The sequence below is a fragment of the Ancylobacter radicis genome, assembly GCF_018449475.1.
In the GTDB taxonomy this organism is placed as follows: Bacteria; Pseudomonadota; Alphaproteobacteria; order Rhizobiales; family Xanthobacteraceae; genus Ancylobacter; species Ancylobacter radicis.
In genome coordinates, this window is the sequence record NZ_JAHCQH010000022.1 from 131,783 (window position 1) to 149,721 (window position 17,939).

The following is a 17,939-nucleotide window of genomic DNA, read 5'->3' on the forward strand; positions in this document are numbered from 1 at the left end:
TCCTCACCGGGCCGATCGCTTGGGGAAGAGACCCCAGCCGATTCCCCGCAGCGCCTGCCGCAGCAGGATCGCGAGGGCGAGGTAGATCAGGGTGGAGACGAAATAGGCCTCGAACGCCCGGAAGGTGCGGGACTGGATGAAGTTCGCCGCGAAGGTCAGGTCCTCCGCCGCGATCTGCGAGACGGCGGCCGAGCCCAGCATGACGATGACGATCTGCGACGACAGGGCCGGCCAGATACGCTGCAGGGCCGGGATCAGCACCACATGCCGGAAGGTCTCGATCCGGCTCATGCCGAGGCTGGCCCCGGCCTCGAACTGCCCGCGCGGCGTGGTCTGGATGCCGGCCCGGATGATCTCGCAGCTATAGGCGCCGAGATTGATCACCATGGCGAGGTTGGCGGCCTGCAATTCGCCCATGCGCACGCCCAGCGCCGGCAGGCCGAAGAAGATGAAGAAAAGCTGGATCAGGAAGGGCGTGTTGCGGATCAGCTCGACATAGGCGGCGACCGGCGGTCGCAGATAGGTGGGGCCGAGGGCTCGCGCCCAGGCGCAGGCGATGCCGAGCGCCACGCCCAGCACGCCACCGACCAGCGTGAGCTCGACGGTGATGCCTATGCCTTTCAAGAGGACTGGCCAGTAGTCGGCGAGCCAGCCGTAATCGAACGCGTAAGTCATGCCGTGAACTCCCGCTGGTGGGGGATGCCGGGACGTTCCTCTCCGCGCCGGAGAAGGATCAGGAATGCGGTATCATGTAGCCTCCTCTCCCCGCGGGGAGAGGAGGGGATGCCGGAAGCCTCCGGGGCGGTGATCGCTCAGAGATCGGCGGGCAGCTTGGCGCCGAGCCACTTCTGCGCGATGGCGTCGAGCGCGCCGTCCTTCTTGGCGGCGGCGATGATGGCATCGACCTTGGCCAGCAGCGCCGGCTCGTTCTTGTTCAGGCCGATGAAGCAGGGCGAGTTCTTGATGAGGAACTTGATCTCCGGGCGCTTGGGCGGATTGCGCTCCAGAATGGCGGCGGCGACTACGTTGCCGGTCGCCACCAGATCGACCTGACCGGACAGGAAGGCCGAGATGGTGCCGTTATTGTCCTCATAGCGTTTGATGGTCACGTCGGCCGGGGCGATCTTGGTCAGTTCCAGATCTTCCACGGCGCCGCGCGTCACGCCGACGGTCTTGCCGGCGAGGCCCGCCGCATCCTTCACCGTCACATCGGCCGGGCCGAACACGCCGTTGAAGAACGGGGCATAGGCGGTGGAGAAGTCGATCACCTTCTCGCGCTCCGGGTTCTTGCCGAGCGAGGAGATGACGAGATCGACCTTGTTGGTCTGCAGATAGGGAATGCGGTTGGCGCTGGTCACGGGCACCAGTTCCAGCTTCACGCCGAGCTTCTCGGCGATCAGCTTGGCCATGTCGACGTCATAGCCCTTGGGCTGCATGTCGGAGCCGACGCTGCCGAAGGGCGGGAAGTCCTGCGGTACAGCTATACGGATCACCTTGTTGGTCTCGATGGTGGCGAGCGCATCGGCGCTGGCCGACAGCGGGGCCTGCGTCGCGGCGGCGACCAGCGCGCCGGCGGCGAGGGCAAGAAGGGTGCGGCGGTTCATGGCTTCAATCCTCTTTTCCGAAGGAGTGGCTGTGCGGATGGGTATGGGAATGCGGCACTGAGGGCGTGTTGCCGGTAAAGGTCGACGGCGAGAGCAACTCGCGCAGTCCGGCGAGCGGGTCCGGCTTGGCGGTAAGGTCGAGGCCGGCCTCGACCTTGGCGATGTGTTCGCCCATCAGCCGCGCGGCGAGGGTAAGATCATCCGCCTCCATCGCGGCGACGATGTCCTCATGGTCGTGGCTCGACTCTTCCGCCTTCTCGGTCGGCTGGTAGAGCATCGAGATCAGCGTGGTGCGGGCGGTGAGGTCGCGGATGATCTCGGTCAGCAGCCGGTTGCCCAGCGCGTCGGCGAGATGAATGTGGAAGTCGCCGAGCAGGCAGGCGCGGGAGCCGATATCGCCGGATTCAATGGCGGCGCGCTCCATGGCGACGTGCTCCTTGAGCGCGGCGAGCACGTTTGGCGGCACATGGGGGACGGTTTGCAGCAGCCCGACCTCAATGACGCGGCGGGTGTGGAAGGCTTCGCGCGCTTCCTCGGCGGACGGCTCGACGACATACCAGCCGCGCCGGGCGCTGACCTGAACCACGCCGCGCGTTTCCAGCCGCATCATGGCTTCGCGCACGCGGGTGCGGGAGACGCCGAACAGGTCCGCCAGCTTCTGCTCGCCCAGCCTCGTGCCGGGCGCGATGCGGCCGGCCAGAATGGCCGACAGGATCGCTTCTTCGATATTGGCGGTAGCTGGGTTCATCACGCTTGCCTACAAACTTGTATACAAGCTAAAAAGCAAAGGGCGTGCCAACATATGGGGAGCCGCACGGCCGCCCGGCGCGGCCATGCCGTGGCGGCGCTTCCCCTCGCGATTATGGCTTTAAAAATAGAGATTTGCGGGACACGGTCCCGAGCCGGTGTCCTTTAGGCGCGGGCCGTCTCGACACCATCCCAATCGCCGGGAGGGGAGATCGCGCGCTGCCTATTCCTCGCTCACTGCCTGCCGAAGAAACAGCAGCGGGCCTATTCGGCGGCCTGCCGGTCATGGCCGAGCCGCTCGGCGAGCTTCTCCACCAACTCCACCGCGGCATCGGCGATCACGGTGCCGGGCGGGTAGATCGCCGCCGCACCAGCCGCGTGGACGGCCTCGTAGTCCTGCGGAGGTACCACTCCACCGACGACGATCATGATGTCCGGTCGCCCCTCGGCCGCCAGCGCGGCCTTGACCTGCGGCACCAGGGTCAGATGCCCGGCGGCGAGTGACGAGATGCCGATGACATGGACGTCGTTTTCCACCGCCTGCCGGGCGGCTTCCTCGGGCGTGGCGAAGAGGGGGCCGATATCGACGTCAAAGCCGAGATCGGCGAAGGCCGAGGCGATGACCTTCTGTCCGCGGTCGTGGCCGTCCTGCCCGACCTTGGCGACGAGGATGCGCGGGCGGCGGCCTTCCTCATGCTCGAAGGCGTCGACGCGCGCCCGCACGCGGGTCACCTTGTCGGTCATGGTGCCGGCCTCCCGCTTGTAAACCCCTGTCACCGCGCGGATTTCTGCCCGGTGGCGACCGAAGACACGCTCCAGCGCGTCGGAAATCTCGCCCACGGTCGCCTTGGCGCGGGCGGCGTCGATGGCGAGCGCCAGCAGATTACCACCGCCTGCCGCGCCATTCTGCAGCGCCTGAAGGGTAGCTGCCAAGGCAATGGGATCGCGCTCGGCCTTGAGGCGACGCAGCTTCTCAAGCTGAGCGCCCCGCACGGCCGAATTGTCGACCCGGAGCACGTCAATGGGCGTTTCGCGTTCGGCGCGGTATTTATTTACCCCAACCACGGTCTGCGCGCCGGAATCGATCCGCGCCTGCGTGGTGGCGGCGGCTTCCTCGATGCGCAACTTCGGAATCCCGGCCTCGATCGCCTTGGCCATGCCGCCGAGTTCCTCGACCTCCGCGATATGTGCCAGCGCCTTCGCCGCCAGATCGGCGGTCAGGCGCTCGACATAGAAGGAGCCGCCCCAGGGGTCGATGGCCCGCGTGGTGCCGCTCTCCTGTTGCAGCAGGATCTGCGTGTTGCGGGCGATGCGGGCGGAAAAATCCGTTGGCAGGGCAAGGGCTTCGTCGAGCGCATTGGTGTGCAGCGACTGGGTGTGGCCCTGCGTCGCCGCCATCGCCTCGACCATGGTGCGCATGACATTGTTGAACACGTCCTGCGCCGTCAGGCTCCAGCCGGATGTCTGGGAATGGGTGCGCAGCGGCAGGGATTTGGGATTTTTCGCGCCGATATCGCTCATCAGCTTGGCCCAGATGAGCCGGGCGGCACGCAGCTTCGCCACTTCCATGAAGAAGTTCATGCCGATCGCCCAGAAAAAGGACAGGCGCGGCGCGAAAACGTCGATGGGCAGGCCGGCTTTGACGCCGGCGCGGGCATATTCCAGCCCGTCGGCCAGCGTGTAGGCGAGCTCCAGATCCTGCGTCGCCCCGGCCTCCTGCATGTGATAGCCGGAGATCGAGATCGAGTTGAAGCGCGGCATCTGCTTGGACGTAAAGGCAAAAATGTCCGAGATGATGCGCATCGAGGGCGCCGGCGGGTAGATATAGGTGTTGCGGACCATGAACTCCTTGAGGATGTCGTTCTGGATGGTCCCGGAGAGTTGGGCGGGCGCGACACCCTGCTCCTCCGCCGCGACGACATAGAGCGCGAGAACAGGTAACACCGCACCGTTCATCGTCATGGACACGCTCATCTGGTCGAGTGGGATCCCCGAGAACAGCGTGCGCATGTCGTAGATGGAATCGATGGCGACGCCCGCCATGCCGACATCGCCGGCCACGCGCGGGTGGTCGCTGTCATAGCCGCGATGGGTGGCGAGATCGAAGGCGACGGACAGGCCCTTCTGCCCGGCCGCCAGGTTGCGGCGGTAGAAGGCGTTGGAATCCTCCGCCGTGGAGAAGCCGGCATATTGCCGGATGGTCCAGGGCTGGGTCGCATACATGGTGGGATAGGGTCCGCGCAGGAACGGCGCGATACCCGGAAATCCGTCAATGAATCCGAGCCCGGCAAGGTCCGGCGCGCCATAGAGCGGCTTGACCGCGATGGCCTCGGGCGTCATCCAGTCTGGCGCTTCCACGCGGGGCGGGGGAAGGTTTGGGGCGGCCCAGTCGATCGGGCCGAAATCGGGGATGCGGCTCATCGGACACCCTCCCAAGGGCCGGGAGCCGCGCGCGTCAGGCCTTGCGCGCCACCCACGAGCCCGTACAGTTCTTCACCGGCGATGTCCATCGGCCCGAGGCGGTATCGCCCCGCACCAGCCCGGTCGCCGCCAGCGTTTCCTCGCCGCGTACCACCTGTATCTCGATGACGCCGAGCGGGTTCACCGAGCCGCTGGCTTCGGCCAGAGGTATCAATCCACCATAGCTGATCTGTCCGTCCTCGACCGACAGCTTGAATTCGTGACGCTTGGAGCACGGCCCGGTCGCGGGCTCGGCCGCGACCTGCCAGACGCCGTCGTGAAGGCCGATATCGACCGTTGCGTGCGTCTCCTGCGCCGTTACCGGCAGAACCAGCAACGCGCCGAGCATCGCTGCGCCGGCCAAGGCGTGATTCAGCGTGATCATGGCTCTTTCCCAAGTGTGTGGCCGGATGGCCGTCCTTAGGGAAACCGGCGGCGGGGATCATGGTTCCGTCCCCCGGACCACACCGAGCCGTGAGTGGACCTCGCGCAGAACAGCGAGAAGATCGGCTCCGGTATAAAAATACCCCTCAATACCCACCGTCTGCCACGCGGCTTCCTGCTCGCCCGGCCGGCCGGCGAGATAAAGCGCGCCGGCTCCCGCCTCCTTGAGCTGGCGGGCGGCTTCAAGCCCTTGAGACATATAGAGTTCATCCGACGCGCACAGGCAGGCGATGCGGGCGCCGGAGGTTCGGAAGGCCTCTACGAGGGCGGGCAGGTCGCCCTCGGCCGTGATTGCGGCGATTCCCCCCACTTCAAAGGCCGCACGGGCGAAGCCGAGGCGGGCGGCGTAGTCGGCGAGCGCGCCGAGAGTGGCAAGGAAAACAACGGGTTGCGGCCGGGTCGCGGCGGCGGCTTGGCGCAGCGCCTCGAAGGGAGCGGCAAGGCGCGCCGGCGTGAGCGGCTCGGCCAGCAGCGCGCCCTCCGCGGGCGGCGCCACCGCGCTGGAGCGGGCCGGGGCGAGCACGGTAGGCGGCGCATCCCCGAGCAGCGGAAATTCCGTTGTTCCCGTAAGGGGTAAGCGCCGCGTGGCGATGTCCCTGGCGCGCTGCTGGCGGGTGCTGGCGAGGCGGCGCTGCCAGGCGCCGGAGGTGAGGCTTTCCACCATCCCGCCCTCGCGCTCGATGGCCTGGAACAGCTCCCAGGCGGTGGCGGCCAGCTTTTCCGTCCGCTCCTCGATGGCCCCCGCTCCGGCACCGGGATCGGCGACGCGGTGGACGTTCGCTTCCTCCATCAGGATGATCTGGGTGTTGCGGGCGAGGCGTCGGGCGCCGGCCTCCGGCAGCCCGAGCACTTGGGTAAAAGGCAGCACGCTCAGGCTGTTAGCGCCACCGACGCCGGCCGCGAAGGCGGCGATGGTGCCGCGTAAGAGGTTCACATAGGGGTCGAACCGGGTGAGCGAGCGCCACGCGGTTTCCATGTGGAGGGCGACCGCTGCCCCCTCGACGCCGCAGGACTTCAGCAGGGCCGCCCAGAGAAGGCGGAAGGCGCGGGGCTTGGCCTGGGTGGCGAACTGGTCGGTGTCCGCCGTCAGCGTCACCTCGATGCAGGCGGCGGCCTGCTCGATGGTAAGCCCGGCCGCTTCCAGAGCCCGCAGATAGGCCAGGGCGGTGGCGAGCACGGCCGCGAGTTCCTGCGCGTCGGAGGCCCCGGCAGCATGGTGCAGGCGCCCGTCCGCGCGCACCATCGGGTGCGAAAAGCCACGTGATCTCAAGGTGTTGACGGTCTGACCGAGACGCGCCGAGAGCCCGTCCCACTCGATCGGGGCGGCGCCGAGGGCGGCGAAATCGCCGATCGGGTCGAGGCCGAAGCGGATGTCGAGCCGGGTTGTATCCTGTCCCTCATAAAGCCGGGCCAGCGCCAGCGCGACGTCGCGGCCCTGGTATTTTCCCACCTCCACGCGCAGCGTGATCAGCTCGGGAAGCACCCCCTGAAGGGTGGCCAGAAGCTCCTCATGGCGCAGCGGGAGGCCGAACCCACCGGCGAAGGGGGCCGAGGCGAAGACCAGCGAAATGCCATCCGCACCACCGTTAAGGTCTTCCAATATCTGGGTATTTGCCACAGTCGGGTGGTCATGGTCGATGCGCGTGATGACCTGCCACGGCGCCCCGGCGGGCCGCCCGGCAATGGCGGCGGCGTCGGCCCGGCGCTCGGGCAGGGCGTCGAGTGCATAGAGGTCATATGTTACCTCCAGCATCCGCTTATCATAGGGCGCGCCCTTCAGAACTCCGTCGACGAGCCGCAGCCAATCCTCCCGCGAGGCGGGCGGAAAGTCGTGGAGCGTCGGTGCAGTGAGGTGGAGCATCAGGGCAGTCCGTCCAGTGAGACCGAACAGGGATGCCGGCGAGCATGCCCCCCACGGGGCCCGCCGGCGATGAGGCGGATCAGGCGAACTCCAGAATGATCGCGTCGACGGCGAGGCTGTCGCCGGCCTTGGCGAGGATGGTTTTCACCGTCGCGTCGCGCTCGGCGCGCAGCACGTTTTCCATCTTCATCGCCTCGACGATGGCGAGGGCCTCGCCGGCCTTCACCTCCTGCCCCTCGCTGACCGCGATGGAGACGACGAGGCCCGGCATCGGGCAGAGCAGCTGCTTGAAGCTGCCGGCCTGCTGCTTCTCCGGCATGAGGGCGGCAAGCTCGGCTTCGCGGTTGGTGTGGACCACCGCCTCCACCGCCACGCCGCGATGGGCGAGGGTCACGCCGTTGAGGCGCCCGCGCACCTGCACGGCCATCGCCTCCTCGTCATAAACGCCGTTCCACACCGGCTCGCCCGGATGCCAGCCGGAGCGCAGCTCATGCGTGCCGGCGGGGCGGCCGGCCTCGTCGAGGAAGGTGACGATGAAGCCGCCGGCCGCGCGGTCGACCTCGCAGCGCAAAGCGAGATCGCCGATGCGCACCACGCGCTGATGCTCGAACACCACCGCGCGGCCCGCGAGTTGGCCGCTGATCCTGCGCTTTCGGGCATTGCCGACATTGTCGATAACTGCCGCCACCGCCGCCAGCTTGCGGGCGAGCGTCGGGGTCAGCGCCGCACCTAGGAAGCCCGCGCGATATTCCTCGGCGATGAAGCCGGTGGAAAGCCGCCCTTCCTTCCAGCGCGGATGGTCCATCAGCGCGGCGAGGAAGGGGATGTTGTGCTGGATGCCGTCAATCACAAACGCGTCGAGCGCGTCCGCCTGCGCGGCGATAGCCGCGGCGCGCGTCGGGGCGTGGGTCACCAGCTTGGCGATCATCGGGTCGTAGAACAGCGAAATTTCGCCGCCCTCATAGACGCCGGTGTCGTTGCGCACGGTGACGCCCTCGCTCACGCTTTCCGCCGGGGGACGGTAGCGGGTGAGGCGGCCGATCGAGGGCAGGAAGCCGCGATAGGGATCCTCGGCATAGACGCGGCTTTCCACCGCCCAGCCGGTGAGCTTCACCGCGTCCTGCGTGATCGACAGGGGCTCGCCCGCCGCGACGCGGATCATCTGCTCGACCAAGTCGATGCCGGTCACCAGCTCGGTGACGGGGTGCTCGACCTGAAGCCGCGTGTTCATTTCGAGGAAATAGAACGACTTGTCCTGCCCGGCGACGAACTCCACCGTGCCGGCGGAATCGTAGTTCACCGCCTTGGCCAGCGCGACCGCCTGTTCGCCCATCTTCCGGCGGGTGGCCTCGTCCAGCAGGGGGGAGGGGGCTTCCTCGATGACCTTCTGATTGCGGCGCTGGATCGAGCATTCGCGCTCACCGAGATAGATGACATTGCCATGCTTGTCGCCGAGCACCTGAATTTCGATGTGGCGCGGCTCGACGATGAACTTCTCGACGAACACGCGGTCATCGCCGAAGGAGGACTTGGCCTCCGAGCGGGCGCGGTCAAAGCCCTCCTGCACCTCGTCGCGGGAATGGGCGATGCGCATGCCCTTGCCGCCACCGCCGGCCGAGGCCTTGATCATCACGGGATAGCCGATCTCGTCGGCGATGCGGGCGGCGTGCCCGGCATCCTCGATCACGCCGAGATAGCCCGGCACGGTGGAGACATCCGCCGCCGCTGCCGCTTTCTTGGATTCGATCTTGTCGCCCATCGCCTCGATCGCGCCGGGGTTGGGCCCGATGAAGACGATGCCGGCGTCTTTCAGCGCCTGCGCGAAGGCGGCGCGCTCGGACAGGAAGCCATAGCCGGGATGCACCGCCTCGGCCCCGGTCTGCCGGCAGGCGTCGATGATCTTCTCGATGACCAGATAGGACTGCGCGGCGGGGGCGGGGCCGATATGCACCGCCTCATCCGCCATCTCCACATGCAGCGCGTCCTTGTCCGCATCGGAATAGACCGCGACGGTCTTGATGCCCATGCGCCGCGCGGTCTTGATAACCCGGCAGGCGATTTCGCCACGGTTGGCGATGAGGATCTTGGAGAACATGGTTCTCGGGGCCTCTACTTCACCTCTCCCCGCCGGGGAGAGGTCGGCGCGGAGCGCCGGGTGAGGGGGGAAGCGGCTTTAAGGATCGGAGCGGCGAAGCCCCTCACCCCACCCCTCTCCCCGACGGGGAGAGGGAGCAGGTCGCTACAATGGCAGATTGTCGTGCTTCTTCATGGGCGTCTCGACCTTCTTGGAGGCGAGCATGGCGAGCGCGCGGGCGATGCGTTTGCGAGTGGAGCGCGGGGCGATCACCTCGTCAATATAGCCGCGCTCGGCGGCGACAAACGGCGAGAGGAAGCGTTGCTCATATTCCCTTGTGCGCGCGGCGATCTTTTCGGGGTCGTCGATATCGGCGCGGAAGATGATCTCCACCGCCCCCTTGGCGCCCATCACCGCGATCTGCGCGGTCGGCCAGGCATAGTTCACATCGCCGCCGACATGTTTGGAGGCCATCACGTCATAGGCGCCGCCAAAGGCCTTGCGGGTGATAACGGTGACCAGCGGCACGGTGGCCTGCGAGTAGGCAAACAGCAGCTTGGCGCCGTGCTTGATGAGCCCGCCATATTCCTGCGCCGTACCGGGCAGGAAGCCGGGCACGTCGACGAAGGTAAGGATGGGGATCTCGAAGGCGTCGCAGAAGCGCACGAAGCGGGCGGCCTTGCGCGAGGCGTCGGAATCCAGCACGCCGGCCAGCACCATGGGCTGGTTGGCGACGATGCCCACCGTCTTGCCCTCGACCCGGCCGAAGCCGGTGAGGATGTTTTTCGCAAAGGCCGCCTGAATCTCGAAGAAGTCGCCCTCGTCGACCACCTTCGCGATCAGCTCCTTCATGTCATAGGGCTTGTTCGGGTTATCCGGCACCAGCGTGTCGAGCGAGGCGTCGAGCCGTTCGCCATCGTCATAGCTCGGCCAGACCGGCACGCCGGAAAGGTTGCTGGCGGGCAGGAAGTCGATCAGCCGGCGCATCTGCAACAGGCACTCGACATCGTTCTCATAGGCGCCATCGGCGACGGAGGATTTCGAGGTGTGCACCTTGGCCCCCCCGAGTTCCTCGGAGGTCACGGTCTCGTTGGTGACGGTCTTCACCACCTCCGGCCCGGTGACGAACATGTAGGAGCTGTCGCGCACCATGAAGATGAAGTCGGTCATGGCCGGGGAATAGACGTCGCCGCCGGCGCAGGGGCCCATGATGACGGAAATCTGCGGGATGACGCCGGAGGCGACGACGTTGCGCTTGAACACCTCGCCATAGCCGCCGAGCGCGGCGACGCCCTCCTGGATGCGCGCCCCGCCGGCATCGAACAGGCCGATGATCGGGGCGCGGGTCTTCAGCGCCATGTCCTGGATCTTGGTGATCTTCGCCGCATGGGCTTCCGACAGCGAGCCGCCGAACACGGTGAAGTCCTTGGCGAAGACGAACACCTTGCGGCCATTCACCGTGCCCCAGCCGGTGACGACGCCGTCGCCGGGGGTCTTGACCTTCTCCATGCCGAAATCGGTGCAGCGGTGCTGCACGAAAGTGTCGAATTCCTCGAACGAGCCGGTGTCGAGCAGCAGGTCGATGCGCTCGCGCGCGGTGAGCTTGCCGCGCTTGTGCTGGGCCTCGACGCGCTTTTGCCCGCCGCCGAGGCGGGCGCCGGCGCGGCGCTGTTCCAGCTCATCCAGAATGTGCTTCATGGGGCGGGCTCCTTGGGCGGCGGTGCTCTGTTTCACTTCTAGGCCCTTGCCCGCCAAAACATAAGCTGTGAAAATGCGGATCGTGAAACTGTAAAAATTTCACAAAATCGACGGTGGGGGTCTCCACCCGTACAGCGTCATCCTGAGGTGCCCGGCGCATGCCGGGCCTCGAAGGATGCTGGTTCCGTGGCGCTTGAGCGACCATCCTTCGAGGCTCGCTCCGCTCGCACCTCAGGATGACGTTGTCCGGGCGATGTAGGAAGGGCCATGTCCAAGAAAGTGTTCGCCGGCCACGCGGTCCGCAATCTGCGCGAGCGGCAGGGGCTGACGCAGATGGATTTCGCCCGCCGGCTTGCGCTCTCGCCGAGCTATATCAACCAGATCGAGAGCAACCAGCGGCCGGTGACGGCGGCGGTGCTGCTGGCCATCAGCCGGACCTTCGATCTCGACATCACCCGCTTCGGCGCCGACGATCTCGACCGCATCGTCGCCGATCTGCGCGAGGCGCTGGCCGATCCGGTGTTTCGCGGGCTGGAGCCGAGCCTGCAGGACCTGAAGAACGCCACCACCCACGCGCCGGCCTTCGCCCGCGCCTTCCTGCGCCTGCACGGCGCCATGCGCCGGCTGGAGGAGCGCCGCGCCGCGCTCGACGATGCCGTGCTCTCGGTGGCCGGCGAGGGGGAGGGGGAGGCGCGCAACCTGCCGCCCTATGAGGAGGTGCGCGACCATTTCCACTACATCGACAATTATGTCGACGGGCTCGACCGGGCGGCGGAGGAGCGGGCCGGCGCGCTCGACCTGTTCGCCCGCGAGGACGCGGCCGGCGTGCTCGCCCAGCATCTGCGCCAGCACCACGACATCACCGTCGACATGGCCCCGGCCGACGCGCCGGACGCCCCGCTGATCGCCTATGACCGCTACCGGCGGGCGGCGACGCTCTCGCGCACGCTCGATCCGGCCAGCCGCGCCTTCCGCCTCGCCGCGCTGATCGCCCGCTTCGAGCAGAGCGAGCTGATCGACCGCCATGTGATCGAGGCGGGCTTTCGCTCGACCACCGCGCGCGAGGTCTGCCGGCTTTCCTTGCAGAATTATTATGCCGGCGCGCTGCTGCTGCCCTATCGCCGCTTCGCCCGGCTGGCGCGGGAGAAGCGCCACGATCTCGATCTGCTCAGCCTGATGACCGGGGCGAGTCTCGAACAGGTGTGTCACCGCCTCTCGACGCTGCAGCGACCGGGCGAGAAGGGGGTGCCGTTCTATTTCCTCAAGGTCGACCGCGCCGGCAACGTCATCAAGCGGCACAGCGCGACGCGCTTCCAGTTCGCCCGCTATGGCGGGGCGTGCCCGGTGTGGAATGTCCATGAGGCGTTCGAGCAGCCCTCGCGCACGCTGGTGCAGGTCGGCGAGATGCCCGACGGGGTGCGCTATCTGTGCCTCGCCCGCGGCACCGCCAAGCCGGCCGGCCATTACGGCGCGCGCGAGCGGCGTTTCGCGCTCGGCATGGGCTGCGAGATTTCCCATGCCGCCGAGCTGGTCTATGCGGACGGGCTGGATCTGCGCGGCGCGAGCCTTGCCCCGCTCGGCGTCAATTGCCGCATCTGCCCGCGCGCCACCTGCCCCGAGCGCGCCTTCCCCCCGCTCGACCGCGAGATCGTGCTCGACCCGGACCGGCGCGGCGTGGTGCCGTTCGCGGTGCGGGAGGGGTAGCGCCTCAGCGCGGCTCGCGGGGGTAGATGATGATCGACAGATAGGTCATCGGCCGCACCAGAAGTTCCTCCGGCCCATGCGTGGCGGCGGAATCGAACAGCAGCGAATCGCCCGGCCGCAAATGATAATTGCGGTCGCCGTGCCGGTAGATCACCTCGCCCGACAGCATGTGGATGAACTCGACGCCGGCATGGCGGAAGCCGGTATAGGGCACGGCCTCTTCGCTCAGCGTGATCAGATAGGGCTCGACCGCCACCTCGCCGCCCAGCGCATGGCCGAGCAGCTCATATTGATGGCCGACCTTGGTGCCGCGCCGCTCGATATGCACGCCCTGTCCGGCCGGCACGAAGGAGCAGTCGCGCTTTTCCTCGAAGCTGGAGAACAGCGAGGAGATCGGCACGTTCAGCACGTTGGAAATGGACTGAAGCGTGGAAAGCGAGGGCGAGATCAGCCCGTTCTCGATCTTCGAGAGCATGCCGACCGAGATGCCGGCGGCGGCGGCGAGATCGGAGACGGTGAGGTCGAGATCGCGGCGGATGGCGCGGACCTGGAGGCCGAGCGCCTGTTCCAGCGTGCGCTCATTGGCGTTCGGCGCGCCGGAGCCGGTGTTCAGTTCCTCCGTCACGTCGTCGCCCTTGCTGCCCCTGCTGCGCTTCGCCTCGCCCAATGCCCCTGCTCCTTCTGTGCCGTCGCCTCGTCGATGGGACTCGTTTCGCCGGCAAAAGCAAGCCCAATGCAAGCCCGTAACGCTAGCTGCAACAGAATGTCCGGCGTGAGAACCGTCATCGGACCTTGGCATTCATCGTGCATCGACTTGGGTCGACTTGTCCTTCACCCTCACAGGCACTGGCGCTTCCATGTACGACTTCGACATGATTGTCATCGGCAGCGGCCCCTCCGGGCGCCGCGCCGCCGTGCAATCCGCAAAAATTGGCAAGAGCGTGCTGGTGGTCGAGAAGGGCCGGCGCGTCGGCGGGGTCTCGGTGCATACCGGCACCATCCCGTCGAAGACGCTGCGCGAGACGGTGCTGAACCTCTCCGGCTGGCGCGAGCGCGGCTTTTACGGCCGGGGCTACCGGGTGAAGCAGGACATCGCCGCCGCCGACCTGATGATCCGCCTGCACAAGACGCTCGATCATGAGGTCGAGGTGTTGGAGCATCAGTTCAGCCGCAACGGGGTGAAGACCGCGCGCGGCGAGGCGCGCTTTCTCGACCCGCACACGATCGAGATCACCAGCGAGGCCGGCGAGGTCCACAGCGTGACCGCCGCTCATGTGCTGATCGCCTGCGGCACGCGCCCGTTCCGGCCGGAATACGTGCCGTTCAACGGCATGACGGTGTTCGACAGCGACGAGATCGTCGACCTGCCGCGCCTGCCGCGCAGCCTCGCGGTGATCGGCGCCGGGGTGATCGGCGTCGAATACGCCACCATCTTCAGCGCGCTCGATGTCGCGGTCACGCTGATCGAGCCGCGCGCCACCTTCCTCGACTTCATCGACAAGGAGCTGATCGAGGAATTCGTGCATGAGCTGCGCGACCGCAATGTCGGGCTGCGGCTCGGCTCGGCGGTGACCTCGATCGAACTCGGGCCGGACGAGCGGCCGGTCTGCAAGCTGGCCGACGGGCGCACGGTGCAGAGCGACATGCTGCTGTTCGCGGCCGGGCGCGTCGGCGCCACCGATCGCCTCAATCTCGGCGCCGCCGGGCTCTCCGTCGACCATCGCGGCCGCGTCACGGTGGAACCGAAGACGCTGCAGACCGCGGTGCCGCACATCTATGCCGCCGGCGACGTGATCGGCTTTCCCAGCCTCGCCTCCACCTCGATGGAGCAGGGCCGCCTTGCCGCCTGCCACGCTTTCGGGCTGGAGCCGCCGCCGCCGCCGGAATTCTTCCCCTATGGCATCTATGCCGTGCCGGAAATCTCCACCGTCGGCATGAGCGAGGAAGAGGTGCGGCGGCGCGAGATTCCCTATGAATGCGGTATCGCCCGTTTCCGCGAGACCTCGCGCGGCCACATCATGGGGCTGAACAACGGGATGATGAAGATGCTGTTCTCGACCAAGAGCCGCCGGTTGCTCGGCGTGCACATTGTCGGGGAGGGCGCGACCGAGCTGATCCACATCGGCCAGGCGGTGCTGAACCTCAAGGGCACGATCGACTATTTCATCGAGAACACGTTCAACTACCCGACGCTCGCCGAAGCCTACAAGATCGCCGGCCTCGACGCCTGGAACCGCATGCCGAAGGAGTGAGAGGGAGCCCGCGCGGCCTCTCTCGGGGCCGGGCGTGACCCGGCTCTCCGGCTCCCCCGCCCTCCGCCGGCGCCGTCGCAAGTGCCCCGTTACGTGTAAGAATTGGCGCCACGCATCCAGGGTGGTGCGCGCGTGACACAGGCGGCGTTTTCCTTCGAGATGCCTCTCCTACGGGAAGATTTCCCTCTTGCCGTTCAATGGCACATTGATACCGTCCAATGATTGCTGAATGTTTCAGCAAGGAATCGTCCGTCAGGGCGCCGGGTGCCGTGGCGGACAGGCGGTCGACCGGAGCGATCCGGTTAAATGACTCACCTGCCAGCAAAGGCGGGGGCGGGGGTGCAATGTCCAAGTTTAGTTTCCGGGGGGCGCTGCTGGCGTCCACCGCCATCACGGCGTTTGCCGTGGTCCTGTCCGGCTCGGCCGCGCGGGCCAACGGGTACAGCTCGCTGACCGTCAGCGCCCCGCCACCGGGGCAGACCGAGACGCTCAGCGCGGATGACACCTTTTACGAGGTCTATGTGGGTGTCGCCGCCGGTGAGATCGGCACCCTCATCGTCGCGCCGGGCGTGACGATGACGACCCTCGGAGCGATTGGTTTCGCCCCCTATGCCTATGGCGCCGTCATCGGCCAGGACGAGGGCTCGACCGGCACGGTCATCGTCAGCGGGACGGGCGCGGCCTGGACCGACGAGAGCACCTTCGTCATCGTCGGCCAGTTCGGCACCGGCGCGGTCCAGCTCTCCGCCGGCGGCAGCTGGGACACCACCAACGTCACCATCGGCGAGTACGAGACCGGCAATGGCTCGGTCTCGGTGAGCGGCGCCGGCACGTCCTGGACCAATGAGTTCACGACGATCATCGGCGGCAACGGGACCGGCAGCGTGACGGTCTCGGGCGGCGCTGAGGTCACCAATGGCGAGACGCTGTATATTGGCGGCGGCAGCCTGCCGACGGCGCGTTACATCCCCTCCAGCACGGGCACCGGCTCGCTGACCGTCACCGGCACGGGCACCACCTGGTACAATACCGGCGGCGTCAATATCGCCCGCGATCCCGGCTCCACCGGCTCGCTCACCGTCGAGAATGGCGCCAGCTTCCAGACCTATGACGGCAGCATCTATGCCGGCCCCGGCGCGACGATCACCGTCACCGGGCCGGGCACCACCATGCTCCTGGGCACCCGCAACACCACGCCTCCCGTGGACTGGACCGCGGCCGCCGGCTATTTCAGCCCGGATGAAGGCGCGACCTCGCTCATCAGCAATGGCGCCACGCTGAACGCCGACGCGACCTATATTGGTGGCGGGGGCACCGAGGCGGTCACCACCATCACCGTCACCGGCGCCGGCACCACCTGGCACAATTGGCTGAACATCTATGTCGGCGGCACCGGCAATGGCGATGGCGGTTATGGCGCGGCCACCGTGTCGGATGGCGCGGTCGCCACCGCCTATACGGCCGCCGTCGGCGTCGATGCCGGCTCGGTCGGCACGCTGCTGCTGACCGGTGAGGGCACGCTGTTCCAGGTGCTCTCCCGCGACGGCTTCTCCGGCAATTTCCGGGTCGGCTATGAGGGCAACGGCACCGTCACCGTGCAGAACGGCGCGACGCTGACGGCGGCGAATCTCGTCCACATCGCCAATGAGGTGGGCTCCGTCGGCGTGCTCAACATCGGCGCCGCCGAGGGCGAGGCGCCGGTCGCGCCGGGCACGGTGCTGGGCACCAATGGCGTGTTCTTCGGCGATGGCGACGCCACGCTGGTGTTCAACCACACCAGCACCGGCCTCACCTTCAACAACGCGCTCTCCGGCACTGGCGGCGAGATCCGCCACCTCGCCGGCGTCACCAATTTCACCGTCGACTCGCCGGATTTTACCGGCACGCTCAACCTGATCGGGGGCACCGCCAAGGTAAACGCGGCCATTGGCGGCATGGATGTGAACGTCTCCAGCGGCGCGACGCTGGGCGGCAACGGGACGATCGGGGTGCTGAACGTGGCCAGCGGCGGCATCGTGTCGCCGGGCAACTCGATCGGCACGATGGTGGTGACGGGCGACGTGACCTTCGCGCCGGGCTCGATCTATGTCGTCGAGCTGGACGGTGCCGGCAATAGCGACCTGATCACCGCCTCCGGCCAGGCCTTCCTCAACGGGGCGACGGTGAACCTCGTCGCGCTCGACCCGCAGGCGAGCTACAAGTCGGCGCAGGTCTACACCATCGTCGCCGCCACCGGCGGGGTGGTCGGGACCTTCGGCGCGGTGACGACGGATTCGCTGTTCCTCACCGTGGACGTGAACGACCTCGCCAATGGCATCAATGTGGTGATCTCGGCCTCGGACGACGCCTTCACCAGCGTCGCCGTGACGCCGAACCAGATCGCCACTTCGGCGGCGCTCGGCACGCTGCCGCAGACCGGGGCCTCGCTGGCTCTGTACAACTCGATCCTGTTCCTCACCTCGGCCGGCGAGGCGCAATGGGCTTATGACCAGCTCTCGGGCGAGGTGCACGCCTCGACGCAGAGCCTGTTCATGGAACAGTCCTCGCTGATCCGCGGCGCGCTGAATGACCGGCTGCGGGCGGCGCAGGGCGGGGTCGGGGCCTCTTCCGGCCAGGTGGTGAATGTGGTCGAGACGTCCTCGGGCGCGCTCGCCTATGCGGCCCCCTCGCCCGTGCAGGTCGCGGCCGATATGAGCATGCCGATGAAGGCGGCCCCCGCTCTGGCGCCGGTGGAACGCTTCGCGCTGTGGTCGACCGCCTTCGGCAATTGGGGCGAGATGGACGGCAATTCCAACGCCGCCGGCGTCTCCGATTCCACCGGCGGCTTCCTGATCGGCGCGGACACATTGGTCGGCGAGGGCTGGCGCGTGGGCGTGGCCGGTGGCTACAGCTACACCGACTTCTCGATTTCCGGCCGCAACTCCTCGGGCTCGAGCGACAACTGGCATATCGGCCTCTACGCCGGCAACGAATGGGGCCCGCTCGCGCTGCGCACGGGTCTGGCCTATACGTGGCAGGACATCTCGACCAACCGCTCGGTCGCCTTCACCGGCTATTCCGACAGCCTGTCGGCCGATTACAACGCCGGCACGGTG

The 17,939-nt window shown here is 67.3% G+C and carries 12 protein-coding genes; 3 read left to right on the forward strand and 9 right to left on the reverse strand.

What is annotated here, in order from left to right; all coding sequences use genetic code 11:
* Nucleotides 1-3: 3 nt before the first annotated feature.
* From KIP89_RS18430 to KIP89_RS18465, 8 genes are all read right to left on the reverse strand, one after another.
* Nucleotides 4-675, reverse strand: coding sequence for an amino acid ABC transporter permease (locus KIP89_RS18430; RefSeq protein ID WP_213757053.1), 672 nt, complete (start codon nt 673-675; stop codon nt 4-6).
* Nucleotides 676-812: 137 nt separating this feature from the next.
* Nucleotides 813-1,604, reverse strand: a complete 792-nt coding sequence (locus KIP89_RS18435) for a transporter substrate-binding domain-containing protein (RefSeq protein ID WP_213757054.1) — start codon at nt 1,602-1,604, stop codon at nt 813-815.
* Between the two features lie 4 nt (nt 1,605-1,608).
* Entirely contained in the window at nt 1,609-2,352 is a 744-nt protein-coding gene (locus tag KIP89_RS18440; RefSeq protein ID WP_213757055.1) for a GntR family transcriptional regulator, read from the reverse strand.
* Between the two features lie 263 nt (nt 2,353-2,615).
* Nucleotides 2,616-4,772 (reverse strand): methylmalonyl-CoA mutase, encoded by a 2,157-nt coding sequence (gene scpA / locus KIP89_RS18445; protein ID WP_213757056.1) that lies wholly within the window; start codon nt 4,770-4,772, stop codon nt 2,616-2,618.
* 34 nt (nt 4,773-4,806) lie between these two features.
* The gene (locus KIP89_RS18450; protein WP_213757057.1) at nt 4,807-5,196 is read right to left on the reverse strand and encodes a hypothetical protein; all 390 of its coding nucleotides are present in this window, start codon (nt 5,194-5,196) and stop codon (nt 4,807-4,809) included.
* Nucleotides 5,197-5,253: 57 nt separating this feature from the next.
* Nucleotides 5,254-7,116, reverse strand: coding sequence for a methylmalonyl-CoA mutase family protein (locus tag KIP89_RS18455; protein ID WP_213757058.1), 1,863 nt, complete (start codon nt 7,114-7,116; stop codon nt 5,254-5,256).
* Between the two features lie 79 nt (nt 7,117-7,195).
* Nucleotides 7,196-9,211, reverse strand: a complete 2,016-nt coding sequence (locus tag KIP89_RS18460) for an acetyl-CoA carboxylase biotin carboxylase subunit (protein WP_213757059.1) — start codon at nt 9,209-9,211, stop codon at nt 7,196-7,198.
* A gap of 144 nt (nt 9,212-9,355) precedes the next feature.
* Entirely contained in the window at nt 9,356-10,888 is a 1,533-nt protein-coding gene (locus tag KIP89_RS18465) for an acyl-CoA carboxylase subunit beta (RefSeq protein WP_213757060.1), read from the reverse strand.
* 267 nt (nt 10,889-11,155) lie between these two features.
* Between KIP89_RS18465 and KIP89_RS18470 the strand changes: the two genes are divergently transcribed.
* Nucleotides 11,156-12,592, forward strand: coding sequence for a helix-turn-helix domain-containing protein (locus tag KIP89_RS18470; RefSeq protein ID WP_213757061.1), 1,437 nt, complete (start codon nt 11,156-11,158; stop codon nt 12,590-12,592).
* A gap of 4 nt (nt 12,593-12,596) precedes the next feature.
* Here KIP89_RS18470 and KIP89_RS18475 read toward each other — a convergent pair whose 3' ends face one another.
* Nucleotides 12,597-13,259, reverse strand: a complete 663-nt coding sequence (locus KIP89_RS18475) for a helix-turn-helix domain-containing protein (protein WP_250152638.1) — start codon at nt 13,257-13,259, stop codon at nt 12,597-12,599.
* A 190-nt stretch (nt 13,260-13,449) separates the two neighbouring features.
* Here KIP89_RS18475 and sthA point away from each other — a divergent pair, with 190 nt between their 5' ends.
* The gene (gene sthA / locus KIP89_RS18480; protein WP_213757063.1) at nt 13,450-14,844 is read left to right on the forward strand and encodes a Si-specific NAD(P)(+) transhydrogenase; all 1,395 of its coding nucleotides are present in this window, start codon (nt 13,450-13,452) and stop codon (nt 14,842-14,844) included.
* A gap of 344 nt (nt 14,845-15,188) precedes the next feature.
* The coding region (locus tag KIP89_RS18485; RefSeq protein WP_213757064.1) for an autotransporter domain-containing protein at nt 15,189-17,939 on the forward strand (2,751 nt) is incomplete at its 3' end.

Excerpts from the sequence above, each read along its gene's own strand:
- KIP89_RS18430 (WP_213757053.1), bottom strand. The coding sequence starts at position 675 with ATGACTTACGCGTTCGATTACGGCTGGCTCGCCGACTACTGGCCAGTC.
- KIP89_RS18435 (WP_213757054.1), bottom strand. The coding sequence starts at position 1,604 with ATGAACCGCCGCACCCTTCTTGCCCTCGCCGCCGGCGCGCTGGTCGCC.
- KIP89_RS18440 (WP_213757055.1), bottom strand. The coding sequence starts at position 2,352 with ATGAACCCAGCTACCGCCAATATCGAAGAAGCGATCCTGTCGGCCATT.
- scpA (WP_213757056.1), bottom strand. The coding sequence starts at position 4,772 with ATGAGCCGCATCCCCGATTTCGGCCCGATCGACTGGGCCGCCCCAAAC.
- KIP89_RS18450 (WP_213757057.1), bottom strand. The coding sequence starts at position 5,196 with ATGATCACGCTGAATCACGCCTTGGCCGGCGCAGCGATGCTCGGCGCG.
- KIP89_RS18455 (WP_213757058.1), bottom strand. The coding sequence starts at position 7,116 with ATGCTCCACCTCACTGCACCGACGCTCCACGACTTTCCGCCCGCCTCG.
- KIP89_RS18460 (WP_213757059.1), bottom strand. The coding sequence starts at position 9,211 with ATGTTCTCCAAGATCCTCATCGCCAACCGTGGCGAAATCGCCTGCCGG.
- KIP89_RS18465 (WP_213757060.1), bottom strand. The coding sequence starts at position 10,888 with ATGAAGCACATTCTGGATGAGCTGGAACAGCGCCGCGCCGGCGCCCGC.
- KIP89_RS18470 (WP_213757061.1), top strand. The coding sequence starts at position 11,156 with ATGTCCAAGAAAGTGTTCGCCGGCCACGCGGTCCGCAATCTGCGCGAG.
- sthA (WP_213757063.1), top strand. The coding sequence starts at position 13,450 with ATGTACGACTTCGACATGATTGTCATCGGCAGCGGCCCCTCCGGGCGC.